The organism is Clostridium sp. DL-VIII, assembly GCF_000230835.1.
GTDB lineage: Bacteria > Bacillota > Clostridia > Clostridiales > Clostridiaceae > Clostridium.
In genome coordinates this window covers 5,720,739-5,733,864 of sequence record NZ_CM001240.1, presented here as the reverse complement: position 1 = coordinate 5,733,864, position 13,126 = coordinate 5,720,739, and the positions used below count along the sequence as shown (strand labels likewise).

Here is a 13,126-nt window from a genome sequence, read left to right as displayed (position 1 = left end):
AAGTTGCAATAAATGCAAAAAAATAATATAATTTAAGTGAATAGTAGTATGTAAATTAAAATAGACGATAATATTTAATATATAAGTTCTTAATAAGGTCTATATACTGATAATTGATAAAAAAATAACGGTTTAAATGTAGAATAATTATTAGAATATTTATATTATGATTTTTAACAAATGTATTTGGAGGGATAGGAAGATGGCAAAGAGACCTGTTATGTTAATGATATTAGATGGTTTTGGAGTAGCACCAAAATCTGAAGGAAATGCTGTAAGTTTAGCAAAAAAACCAAATTTAGATAAACTTTTTGAAAAATATCCAAATTCTGAGCTACAAGCAAGCGGTTTAGCGGTTGGATTACCAGAAGGTCAAATGGGAAATTCAGAAGTTGGACATTTAAACATTGGTTCTGGAAGAATAGTATATCAAGAATTGACTAGAATTACTAAAGCAATTTCAGATGGAGATTTCTTTGAAAATGAAGCTCTTAAATTAGCTATGAGTAATGCTAAAAATGGTGCAGCTTTACACTTGATGGGCTTATTATCAGATGGTGGAGTTCATTCACATTTAGAGCATTTAAAAGGACTTCTAGAATTTGCTAAAAAAGAAGGAGTTCAAAATGTATATGTTCATGCATTTATGGATGGAAGAGATGTACCACCTTCATCAGGAAAAGAATTTATAGAAAAAACTGAGAAAATGATGGCTGAAATAGGGGTAGGTAAGATTGCAACTATAAGTGGTAGATACTATGCAATGGATAGAGATAATAGATGGGAAAGAGTTGAACTTGCATATAATGCGTTAGTTCTAGGAAAAGGCGAAACTGCAGTTAGTGCAGTAGAAGCTATAGATAAATCGTATAAGGATAATAAAACTGATGAGTTTGTATTGCCAACAGTAATAACTGAAAATGGAAGTCCAATTACAAACATAAAAAATGGTGATTCAGTTGTATTCTTTAACTTCAGACCAGATAGAGCTAGAGAAATAACAAGAGCAATTAATGATAAAGAATTTGCAGGATTTAAGAGAGAAACTTTAAGTCTTACTTTTATAACAATGACTCAATATGATAAGACTTTAGAAGGAGTACATGTTGCATATAGTCCTCAAACTTTAACTAACACTCTTGGAGAATATGTAAGCGGCAAGGGATTAAATCAATTAAGAATTGCAGAAACAGAAAAATATGCTCACGTTACTTTCTTCTTTAATGGGGGAGTAGAAAAAGAAAATCCAGGAGAAGATAGAAAGGTAATTCCTTCACCTAAGGTTGCAACTTATGATTTAAAACCAGAAATGAGTGCATATGAAGTAACTGAAGAGTTATTAAATAGATTAGACAGCGACAAATATGATATGGTAATATTAAATTTTGCAAATCCTGATATGGTAGGTCATACAGGTATCGTAGAAGCAGCTGTTAAAGCAATTGAAGCAGTTGATGAATGTGTAGGAAATATCGTAAATAAAATTTTGGAAAAAGACGGATGCGTATTTATTACAGCCGATCATGGTAATGCTGAAACTATGATAGATTTTTCAACAGGAAATCCATTTACAGCTCATACTACACATCCAGTTCCTTTTGTTTGGGTTGCAAATGATACAGAAGGTAAGAAATTAAATGATGGAAAACTTGCTGACATCGCACCAACTATGTTAATTCAATTAGGACTTGAAGTGCCTTCAGAAATGACTGGCGAAAATTTAATAATAAATAAATAAATTATTTAACATAAAAGACTATCTTATGAGGATAAATCCTTGTAAGATAGTCTTTTTGTGTTTAGATATTAAATAACATAAGATTATTAAAAGTATACAATATTGATTCATTTTAGGACAATTTAGTTTAAATAATATATTTTGAAAAGAAAAGATTTATGGGAGTTTAGGGAATAATTTAAGTGAAATTGCATAAATTAAATTTTAAATTAATATACTTATAAAAAAGATTTAGGGTTGATGATATGAAAAAAAATTTTGCATACTCCGCTGATTTTGACGAAGCTACAGAAAAATTATTTAGAGAGGCCAGTTATTTAGGTGAGGGGCATAATGGTGTAGTTTATGAATTACCGAATAGAAAGGTGATTAAAATATTTTTAAGAAAGAAAGTATGTAATGATGAAGGAAGCATTTTGGCTAGAACAAATGGATCTAAATACTTTCCGTACTTGTATAAAAAAGGAAATTTATATGTGATAAGAGACCTAGTGGAAGGAAAGAGACTTGATAAATATATAAAGGAAAATGGATTGAGCGAAAAACTAATTAAAAATATATATGAATTATTAGGAGAATTCAAAAAACTTAAGTTTAAAAAACTAGATGTCAGATGCAAGGATATTTATGTTTCTAGTAATGAGAAGGTTATGATAATAGACCCTAAAAAAGCATATAGTAAAAGGATTGATTATCCGAGACACTTAATGAAGGGACTAAATAAAATAGGCGTTTTAGAGGATTTTATTAAAGGTATAGGAAAAATAGATTCAAAAAAAGCAGTAGCTTGGGAATTAAAATTTAAAAGATATTGTGAATCTGAGTATTTATTATTTCTTGAATGATTATACAAATAATATATTATTAGATTTGCAGATGTTAACAATAAGCTATATTAGATTCTTAAAATACAAAAATTAAGGATTTTTAATTTTATTATTAACTTATTCTGCATAAATTTATATTTTTGAAATAAATGCACAATATTTTTACCAATGAGAATAAAAAATAATAAGCAGCTTCAAAAGTAAAATAAGATGAATATTCCAAAAAAATTTACTAATAATATTATAGTAGTTAAAAAAATACTTTAATATAAGAAATAAATGTATTATAATTAAATTGATAATAGTTATCAATTAAAAAACAATGAGGAGGGAATAGAAATGAAAGATTATTTAGAAATTGTAGATGTCATTGCGAGACAAATCATAGACTCAAGATGTTTTCCAACAGTAGAGGTTGAAGTATATTTAGAAGACGGTACAATAGGAAGAGCCGCAGTTCCATCAGGAGCATCAACAGGTATGTATGAAGCAGTAGAACTACGAGATGGAGATAAAGATAAATTCTTAGGTAAAGGTGTTTTAAATGCCATAAGAAATGTCAATGAGACAATTGCAGAGGAATTAATAGGCTGTAATGTATTTGAACAAACATATATTGATAAGATGTTAATAGAATTAGATGGAACTCCTAATAAGAGTAAATTAGGAGCAAATGCTATTTTAGGAGTATCATTAGCGGTAGCCAATGCAGCTGCTAACGCATTAGAAATGCCTTTATATAGATATATAGGAGGTGTAAATTCTAAGGTGTTACCTGTACCTATGATGAATATTTTAAACGGAGGTTCTCATGCAGATAACTCAGTAGATTTACAGGAGTTCATGATTATGCCGGCTGGAGCACCTACTTTTAGTGAAGCATTAAGAATGTGCGCTGAAGTATATCATACATTGAAAAAAATCTTAAATGATAAAGGGTATTCCACAGGGATTGGAGATGAAGGTGGATTTGCACCAAATCTAAAATCAAACGCAGAGGCACTTGATGTTATAATAGAAGCAATAAATAAAGCAGGATATAAACCAGGTGAAGAAATTTATATCGCTATTGATGCAGCTTCATCAGAATATTATAAAGATGGAAAATATGTGTTAGAGCATGAAGGAAGAACATTATCATCAGCAGAAATGGTAGATTTCTTTGAAGATTGGGTTAATAAATATCCAATTATTTCAATAGAGGATGGTATGGCAGAAGAAGATTGGGATGGATGGAAGTTAATAACTGAAAGGTTAGGAAAGAAAGTTCAATTGGTTGGTGATGATTTATTTGTTACTAATACTGAAAGACTTGAAAAGGGAATTGGACTTGGAGTAGCTAATTCGATCCTCATTAAACTAAATCAAATAGGTACATTGACAGAAACTTTAAATGCTATAGAAATGGCAAATAGAGCTGGATATACAGCAGTTGTTTCCCATAGATCTGGAGAAACAGAAGATACAACAATAGCTGATTTAGTTGTAGCCGTAAATGCAGGTCAAATTAAAACTGGAGCACCAGCAAGATCAGAAAGAGTTGCTAAGTATAATCAGCTGCTAAGAATAGAAGAAGAATTAGATGAAGTAGCTGAGTATAAAGGTAAAAAGGCCTTTTTTAACATAAAATAATACCTAGGCACTTAAAAGATAGTCAGTAGCAAAGAAATATAAATTATGTTACTGACTATTTTTATTTTACATAAAGTTGTAATAAATAAATAAATATGATATTATTAAATGTAGATGTCGTTGATCATTAGTGGAGGTGTTACCTATGCAAAATATGTTATTAGCTTTTGAAGTGTTATTAGGATTAGGTGTTATCATAACAGTATACATGCAACCTAGTAAAGCAGATGCCTTAAGTGGTTTAATACAAGGTGCTTCAAAAGATACATTCTTTTCAAAAAATAAGTCAAGAACTAAAGAAGTAATTCTTATAAGATTTACATGCGTATTTATGTTTCTTTTTGTAATTAATACAGTTGCATTAAATTTAATAAAATAGTAAATTCGAGCTACTTTGTTTTAAGTAGCTTTTTGCATTTTCATATAAAAGTTTTATTATAAAAATACGAAATAATATTGACTAATTACAAGTATGTGGAATATAATTAGAATAATAAATCACAGTAATTTAATAGGAATAATATGAATATAAAATGTTATATATGAATTTAATGCGATGAAGGGAAGAAGTAAATTAGTGGAAGTTTAAAGAGAGGAATTCTTAGTAGCTGAGAGGAATTCTAAAGGAAAACTAGTTGAATGCATTCTGGAGCACTAAGTTGAAAAGTGAAGTAGGCTTAGCAGGTGTGCCTGATACAGCACAAAGAGATGTTATGTATAAATATAATGCATAATAAATCAGAGTGGAACCGCGGGAATATTCTGCCTCTGTTTTTATAACAGAGGCATTTTTTTATAATGAAAATTATATATTAAATTTAAGATAAGTATATCTTTAACTGATAAAAACATTATATCAAGAGTATCTTAATCTTATGGGGGTGAATATATATGGCTATTAATAGTAAAGAAATTATAGAAAATAAAAAATTAGAAGAAATATTAAGGATGGTTGAAAAGATAAAGTATGGGTCAATAACATTAATAATACAAGATGGAATAATTATACAAGTTGATAAAAATGAGAAAATAAGAATGAAGTAATTAGAAAAGGTGTTAAAAGTTGTTGACAAATGAAAGTAAAAAGAATATATTATTATAAAACACAGTATACTTATAAGAATAAGTGGAAATAAAACAGATAATATTTAAGTAAATCTGACTGGAAAACCAGAGGATGTACTTCTTAGTGAAAGAAGTATGTCCTCTTTTCTTTTTTCAAATTATTAGTGTTAATAAAAGTTTAAGGAGGACAGTTCAATTATGGGAGCAATTAATTTGAAGGAATCATCAGTAACTATAAGAGAATCAAGATTAGGCTCAATTACTGGATTTAATGGTTCAGCAAAAGAACTTGTTACCTGTGCTCATGCAGGAAAATTAAAAGATTGTTCAAGGAAGTTCTCTCAATGTATGGGATGTAATGCAGGACATGCATTTTGCCAATTGTCAATGATAAGGGATGCAGTAGTTGTTAATCATGCACCAATAGGATGTGCTGGAGATTTCTTTGGTTTCAATTTTACTTATAGAGTAGAACAAATGAAGAGAAATCTTCCAGCTACCATAGGCAGATATTTCAGTACATGTATTGAAGAAAAAGATACTGTTTTTGGTGCAGCTAAGAAATTGGAAGACACAGTAAGGGAAGCATATAAAAGAGTCAAACCAAATGCTATCTTTGTTACCACGTCCTGTGCCTCAGGAATAATAGGAGAAGATGTTGATGCAATAACTGAAAATTTATCACAAGAGCTAGGAATACCTGTTATATCATGTTCGTGTGAAGGGTTCAGATCTAAAATATGGACAACAGGATTTGATGCGGCATATCATTCGATTTTGAGAAAACTGGTAAAACCGCCTAGGAAGAAAACCAATAAAGTTAATATAGCTAATTTTTGGGGAAGTCATATTTTTGATGGATTTTTAAATAGACTTGGGTATGAAGCTCAATACATTGTACCTTTTTCAACAGTGGCTGAATTAGAGTATATTTCTGAAGCAGCAGCAACAATTCATGTTTGCCCTTCCTTAAGTACTTATTTAGGTGCAGCTTTAGAGCAAGAATATGGAGTTAAAGAAATAAAAGCACCACCAGCTTACGGAATAGAGGGAACTGATATATGGATGAGGGAAATAGGCAGAGTATTAAATCGAGAAGAAGAAATCGAAAAAATAATAGAAGAAGAACATGTAAAAGTGCTACCAAGACTTGAAGAATATAGAGAAAAATTAAAAGGAAAAACAGCATATGTTACAGCAGGAGCAGCACATGGCCATGCAATAATAGCTATGCTTAGGGAACTTGGATTAGATGTTCAGGGAGCAGCTATTTTCCATCATGATCCTCTATATGATAACAAGGATAAGACTTCTGATGCTTTAGCACAGGCAGTAAATATTTATGGAGACATTAAACACTATAATGTTTGTAACAAGCAGGCATATGAACTTGTAAATATATTAAACAGGGTGAAACCTGATCTTATGATTGCAAGACATGGTGGGATGACTATGTGGGGGGCAAAACTTGGAATACCAACTTTATTAATTGGAGACGAACAATTTGGGTTTGGGTATCAAGGAGTTCTAAATTATGCATCACGTATAGTTGAAACAATAGATAACAGAGAATTTGTAACTAATCTTGCTAAGCATAGTACCATGCCATATACAAAATGGTGGCTTGATCAAGATCCATTTACGTTCTTAGGAGGTAATACTAATGTCGAAAATTATTGAACAGCCTAGGTTTTCATGTGCTTTAGGAGCTCAACAGACAGTGATAGCTATTAGACGTGGAGTTCCAATATTACATTCAGGACCAGGATGCAGCAATAAAATAAGTTCGTTGATAGGACAGGGGGAAGGGTATGCTGGAGGAAATACAATACCATGTACAAATGCAACAGAGTCAGATGTCGTGTTTGGAGGTGAAAGAAAACTTAAAGATGTTATTGAAGGTGCATTTAAAGTAATAGATGCAGATCTTTATGTTGTTCTTACAGGATGTACTTCAGATATAGTTGGAGATGATATTGGAAGTGTAACAAGTAAATATCAAGAAGAAGACAAGCCAATTGTATATGTAGAAACTGGTGGATTTAAAAGCAATAATTATGTGAGTCATAGTACAGTTGTTAATGCAATAATTGATCAATATGTAGATAAATTCAAAAAAGATGACACTGTAAAAAAGGGACTTGTGAATGTATTTGCAACAGTGCCATATCAAGATCCTTATTGGAATGGAAATTTGGAAGAAATAAAGAGGGTACTAGAGGGGATTGGACTAAAAGTAAATATACTTTTCGGAAATGAATCTAAAGGTATAGAGGAGTGGAAGACAATACCTAATGCAGAGTTTAATATAGTTGCAAGCTCATGGGTAGGCTTAGATATTGCAGAACATTTAAAAGAAAAATACAAAACACCATATGTACATTTTCCATATCTGCCAATAGGAGCGATTGCTACAACTAAATTTTTAAGGCAGGTAGGCGAATTTGGACATTTAGGTAAAGATAGCGTTGAGAGTTTTATTAAGAAAGAGGAGGAGAAGTTTTACTTTCACATAGAAAGGACAGCAGATTTTATGCTTGAATTTAGATATGGTCTTCCAAGAAAATTTTACAGCATTTTAGACGCATCATATTCATTAGGATTTTCTAAATTTTTATTGAATGAACTTGGAATACTTCCAGGAAGGCAGTTTATTGTTGATGATACTCCAGAAAAATATAAGGAAGCCATAGTAAAAGAATTTGAGAATATTTCAGAGTTTAGGCATGCAGAAGTTGAATTCAATGTAGATGCAGGTAGTGTTCAATTGGAAATTGAAAAAGAATCAATTGAAAGTAGAGCATTGATTTTAGGAAGTGGATGGGATAGAGATCTTGCAAAAAAAATGAATGCAGATCTGCTTATAGCAAGTGTTCCAGTAACCTATAGACTAGTACTTAATTGTGGTTATGCGGGATATAATGGTGGACTTAGAGCGATTGAGGATATATATGATCGAGTACTGAACACCTATAGATAAAGAAAAAGATAGATATAAGGGTAGGAATATCTAAATTAATATCAATGTAAGAGTAGAGACAAAATTTAATGAGTGCTTGCTTTTAAGGGTGTCATGGGAAATTATAGAGGTTTTAAATAAGAGTATTTTTATAAGAATGCTCTATAGATGATAAATAAAAGTTTATAAAAAGAAAAGAGGAGAGATAAATGGGAGATTATAAATTTGACACTATTAAGGTTAGAGGTGGGTATAATCCTAAAAACCACAATGATGCGGTTTCTGTGCCAATATATGCAACTGCATCTTTTGAAGTAGGTGAAGCAGAAAGATTTGATAGGCTAGCAAGTCTTTCTGAAGAAGGATATATCTATAGCAGGCTTGGAAATCCAACTGTAAGTGTATTAGAAAGTAGAATAGCTGCCTTGGATGGAGGAGCTTCTGCTGTTGGAGTGGCTTCTGGTATGGCAGCTATTACTTACGCATTATTGGCTGTCGCAGAAGGAGGAGGCAGAATTTTAACAACACATCAGCTATATGGAGGAACAGTAGATGCATTAAAAAAATTATATCCTAAGTTCGGAATCCAAATTGACAGAATTGATAATGATAGTGATATAGAGGAGTTTAGAAGGGCTATTAAGGAAGATACAAAGGCAATTTTTATAGAAACAATTAGTAATCCCAATGCGGTTATTTCAGATATAGAGAAAATAGCTGAAGTTGCTCATGAAAATGATATTCCACTTATTGTAGACAATACCTTTGCAACACCATATTTGCTTAATCCAATTAAGTATGGAGCAGATGTTGTCATATATTCTGCAACTAAAGCTTTAAGTGGTCATGGAAATGTTATTGCTGGTGTAATAGTAGATAGCGGTAATTTTAATTGGGCAAATGGTAAGTATCCTCAATTTACTCAGCCACATTTTACTCTAAAGGATTTAGAAGGAAATGAAAGAAGCTATATCGAGGCATTTAAGGAAAGTGCATTTGCAGGAAAAATAAGATTAGATTATCTTACCTATTTTGGAGCAGTGCTTAGTCCTTTTGATGCTTATTTAATATTAATAGGCTTAGAAACCTTATCAGAAAGAGTACAAAAACAAGTTTTAAACACTGAGAAAATAGTAGAATTCTTAAAAACAGAAGAAGCAGTTAGCTGGATAAGCTATCCGACAGTTGAAGGAAGCCCTTATAAAGCTTTAGCAGATAAATATTTTCCAAAGGGTGTTGGTTCAACTTTTACATTTGGATTTAATGGAAATTCAGAAGGAATTTATAAATTAATTAATTCAGTTAAGTTATTTAGTTATCAGGCTAATGTTGGAGATGCAAGATCTTTAATTGTTAATGTTCCAAAAACAACTCATGGAGAATTAACTGAAGAACAATTAAAACTAGCTAAAATACCTCAGGAAACCATAAGGCTTTCAATAGGTATCGAAGATGCTGAGGATTTAATAGAAGATTTAAAACAGGCATTTAAGAAAGCTTTAAATCTATTTAGTTAAATAAAAGGGTATAGAAGATTTATAGAGGTTCAAATAAAAGTATTTATAAAGATTATAGAAAAGACATCTGTATGTGTTAATGCAGTGAGAAATTATTTATTTAAGGAGAGAATCGTAATGGCAGAAAAAACATTAAGACAAGTAGCTATATATGGAAAGGGTGGAATAGGAAAATCAACTACTACGCAAAATCTAACAGCAGGTCTTGCAGAACTAGGGAAAAAGATTATGGTAGTTGGCTGCGACCCTAAGGCAGATTCCACAAGATTATTATTGGGAGGATTAGCTCAAAAAACTGTTTTGGATACATTAAGAGAAGAAGGAGAAGATATAGAACTAAATGCAATAATGAAAACAGGCTTTAAAGGAATAAAATGCGTTGAATCAGGAGGACCAGAACCAGGAGTAGGCTGTGCAGGAAGAGGAATAATAACTTCTATTGGAATGCTAGAAAGATTAGGAGCTTACACAGAAGATTTAGATTATGTATTTTATGATGTACTTGGTGATGTAGTTTGCGGGGGATTTGCAATGCCAATAAGAGAAGGAAAGGCGAAAGAAATATATATAGTTGCAAGTGGTGAAATGATGGCTTTATATGCAGCCAATAATATATCAAAAGGAATTCAAAAATACGCTCTAAAGGGTGGAGTGAGGCTTGGAGGAATAATTTGTAACAGCAGAAATGTTGACAGAGAGCTTGATCTTTTAACAGCATTTGCAAAAGAGCTTGGAACACAATTAATTCATTATGTACCAAGAAATAATGTAGTACAAAGAGCTGAAATAAGGAAAAAAACCGTAATAGAATTTGACCCAGAAGAAAGCCAAGCAGATGAATATAGAGAATTAGCTAAAAAGATAGAAGAAAATGATTTGTTTGTAATTCCACAACCAATGAAGCAGGAGAGGCTTGAAGAAATTTTATTAGAATATGGATTGATGGATTAAAGCAATTAATATGTAATTGAAAGATCTTTGGAGTATAAAGCTTTAAATATCTAGATGAACTCAAGAAATATTGACATTTAAGATAGTGGGAGGCAGCCTTATGATAACTGTAAATAATGTAAGTAAAACCTTTAATACTCCTACTGGAAAAGTAGAGGTACTAAAAGATATAAGCTTTAAAATTGATTCAGGTGATATTTTTGGAATAATAGGTTTTAGCGGTGCAGGAAAATCAACTTTAATAAGATGTTTAAATGGACTGGAGAAGCCTGATTTAGGAACCATAGTTATTGGTGAAGATGAAATAACAAAATTAAATAGAAGGGAACTTAGGAATGCAAGAAAAAAGATAGGAATGATATTTCAACAATTTAATTTATTTGATTCAAGAACAGTATATGAGAATATTGCCTTTCCATTAGAGATATCTGGATATAAAAAAGAAAAAATAAAGGAAAGAGTTGAAGAAATATTAGAATTAGTTGAATTATCAGAAAAAAGGGATGCATATCCACTTCAATTAAGCGGAGGACAAAAGCAAAGAGTTGGAATTGCAAGGGCGCTAGCAAATGAGCCTGATGTTTTATTAAGTGATGAAGCAACTTCTGCTTTGGATCCACAAACTACCTTTTCGATTCTGGAACTTTTAAAGAGTATAAATGAGAGATTAAATTTAACAATAGTAATAATAACTCATGAACTTGATGTATTACGGTATGCAACAAACAATATGGTGGTTTTAGAAGAAGGGCACATTGTAGAAAGTGGTGAAACAGATAATTTATTTTTAAATCCCAAAAGTGACACTTTGAAAAAGTTTATTAATATTACAAAAGGTCTTCAGAAAAATAGAAAATTTTCAGGTGGTGAAGGAATATGAGCAGCGATTTAGGAAGTCTACTTATAACTGGTACAGCAGAAACATTATATATGGTATTTCTTTCATCTATAATAGCATTTGTACTTGGAGTGCCCATAGGAATTTTACTTGTTGTTAGTGATAAAGGTGGAATATTCCCATTAATTAAAGTGAATAAAATAACTGGATTTATTATAAATGTAATAAGATCGATGCCTGAAATGATATTAATCATTATTTTATTACCACTAGCCAAAGTTATAGTTGGAACAACTTTAGGAGCAAATGCAGCAATAGTATCTATTTCAATTGGTTCAGCACCATTTCTTGCAAGAATAATAGAAAATAGCCTGAAGGAAGTTGAATTTGGGAAAATAGAAGCAGCAGAATCTATGGGAGCAACTCCCTTCGAGATAATCAAAAAAGTATTACTTCCAGAAGCACTTCCTTCAATCGTTAGAGGAATAACTATAGCAGTAATAGGAATAATAGGCTTTACAGCTATAGCAGGAGCAATTGGTGCAGGAGGACTTGGAAGTTTAGCTATAAGATTTGGATATCAGAGGTTTCGTACAGATGTACTTATAGGAACTGTAGTCATATTAGTTGTAATTGTACAAGTTATTCAATTTGCAGGTGATTCTATTGCAAAGTTAATAAATAAGAGAAGATTTAAATTTGAGTAGTAAAAATTTGATTTATTAGATGAATATTAGGAGGAATAATAATGAATAAAAAATTGATAGCGATTTTCACAAGCACTCTTATGGTTTTAAGTATCTTTACAGGATGTGCTAATAATAGTAAGCAGGATACAAGCAAGGCAGATGATAGCTCAAGTAAAAAAAGTGAAGTAACTTTAAAGGTAGGAGCAGCAGTGACACCTCATGCTGAAATATTAGAGCATATTAAACCAAAGTTAAAGGAAGAAGGTATTAATTTAGAAATAGTAACATTAGATGATGAAGGACAATTAAATCCTGCCCTAGATGAAAAGCAAATAGATGCAAATTACTTTCAGCATGTTCCTTATTTAGAATCGGTATCTAAAGAAAAAGGCTATAATTTTGAAGTTGCAGGAAAAGTTCATATTGAACCAATAGGCTTATATTCAAATAAGATAAAATCTATAAGTGATCTAAAGGATGGAGATAAAATAGGAATACCTAATAATCCATCAAATGAATATAGGGCATTAGTGCTTCTTGAGAAAAATGGTCTTATTAAATTAAAAAGTGGTATAACAGATTATTCAGCAACACCAAGTGATATAGCAGAAAATCCTAAGAATCTTCAATTTGTAGAAGCTGATGCAGCACAGTTGCCAAGAGCTCTTGATGATTTAGCAGGAGCAGTTATAAATACTAATGTAATTTTAGATGCCAAAATTGATCCAAACACTGCTTTAATCAGAGAAAGTGGAGATTCTCCTTATGCCAATGTAATTGTAGTAAGAAAAGGTGATAAAGATAGAGATGATATAAAGGCCCTTGTGGCAGCATTGAATTCAGATGATGTGAAAAATTTCATCAAAGAAAAGTATGGTGTAGCAGTAGTACCAGCATTTTAGGAGGAGAG

12 protein-coding genes and 1 other annotated feature are annotated in these 13,126 nt (G+C 31.3%); all 12 genes read left to right on the top strand.

Features of this window, described 5'->3' with window-relative positions:
- Nucleotides 1-202: 202 nt before the first annotated feature.
- Nucleotides 203-1,738 carry a 2,3-bisphosphoglycerate-independent phosphoglycerate mutase gene (gpmI, locus tag CDLVIII_RS26080; protein WP_009172490.1) on the top strand — a complete coding sequence of 512 codons (1,536 nt, stop codon included), beginning with the start codon at nt 203-205 and terminating at the stop codon, nt 1,736-1,738.
- 245 nt (nt 1,739-1,983) lie between these two features.
- A complete protein-coding gene (locus tag CDLVIII_RS26075) occupies nt 1,984-2,583 on the top strand; it encodes a hypothetical protein (RefSeq protein WP_009172489.1) in 600 nt (199 codons plus the stop codon).
- Nucleotides 2,584-2,904: 321 nt separating this feature from the next.
- Nucleotides 2,905-4,197 carry a phosphopyruvate hydratase gene (gene eno / locus CDLVIII_RS26070; protein WP_009172488.1) on the top strand — a complete coding sequence of 431 codons (1,293 nt, stop codon included), beginning with the start codon at nt 2,905-2,907 and terminating at the stop codon, nt 4,195-4,197.
- 145 nt (nt 4,198-4,342) lie between these two features.
- Entirely contained in the window at nt 4,343-4,576 is a 234-nt protein-coding gene (gene secG / locus CDLVIII_RS26065; RefSeq protein ID WP_009172487.1) for a preprotein translocase subunit SecG, read from the top strand.
- Nucleotides 4,577-4,744: 168 nt separating this feature from the next.
- Nucleotides 4,745-4,970 (top strand) — a binding site (T-box leader).
- 118 nt (nt 4,971-5,088) lie between these two features.
- Nucleotides 5,089-5,241 carry a YezD family protein gene (locus CDLVIII_RS26060; RefSeq protein ID WP_009172486.1) on the top strand — a complete coding sequence of 51 codons (153 nt, stop codon included), beginning with the start codon at nt 5,089-5,091 and terminating at the stop codon, nt 5,239-5,241.
- A 219-nt stretch (nt 5,242-5,460) separates the two neighbouring features.
- Complete coding sequence (locus tag CDLVIII_RS26055) at nt 5,461-6,942, top strand: nitrogenase component 1 (protein ID WP_009172485.1); 1,482 nt, start codon at nt 5,461-5,463, stop codon at nt 6,940-6,942.
- Complete coding sequence (locus CDLVIII_RS26050) at nt 6,926-8,242, top strand: nitrogenase component 1 (RefSeq protein ID WP_009172484.1); 1,317 nt, start codon at nt 6,926-6,928, stop codon at nt 8,240-8,242. The genes CDLVIII_RS26055 and CDLVIII_RS26050 overlap by 17 nt, the downstream gene beginning before the upstream one ends.
- A 188-nt stretch (nt 8,243-8,430) precedes the next feature.
- Entirely contained in the window at nt 8,431-9,738 is a 1,308-nt protein-coding gene (locus CDLVIII_RS26045) for an aminotransferase class V-fold PLP-dependent enzyme (RefSeq protein WP_009172483.1), read from the top strand.
- Nucleotides 9,739-9,855: 117 nt separating this feature from the next.
- Complete coding sequence (nifH, locus tag CDLVIII_RS26040) at nt 9,856-10,689, top strand: nitrogenase iron protein (protein WP_009172482.1); 834 nt, start codon at nt 9,856-9,858, stop codon at nt 10,687-10,689.
- Nucleotides 10,690-10,789: 100 nt separating this feature from the next.
- Complete coding sequence (locus tag CDLVIII_RS26035; protein WP_009172481.1) at nt 10,790-11,569, top strand: ATP-binding cassette domain-containing protein; 780 nt, start codon at nt 10,790-10,792, stop codon at nt 11,567-11,569.
- The gene (locus tag CDLVIII_RS26030) at nt 11,566-12,234 is read left to right on the top strand and encodes a methionine ABC transporter permease (protein WP_009172480.1); all 669 of its coding nucleotides are present in this window, start codon (nt 11,566-11,568) and stop codon (nt 12,232-12,234) included. Before CDLVIII_RS26035 ends, CDLVIII_RS26030 begins: the two co-directional genes overlap by 4 nt.
- A gap of 41 nt (nt 12,235-12,275) precedes the next feature.
- Nucleotides 12,276-13,118, top strand: coding sequence for a MetQ/NlpA family ABC transporter substrate-binding protein (locus CDLVIII_RS26025; protein ID WP_009172479.1), 843 nt, complete (start codon nt 12,276-12,278; stop codon nt 13,116-13,118).
- Nucleotides 13,119-13,126 lie beyond the last annotated feature (8 nt).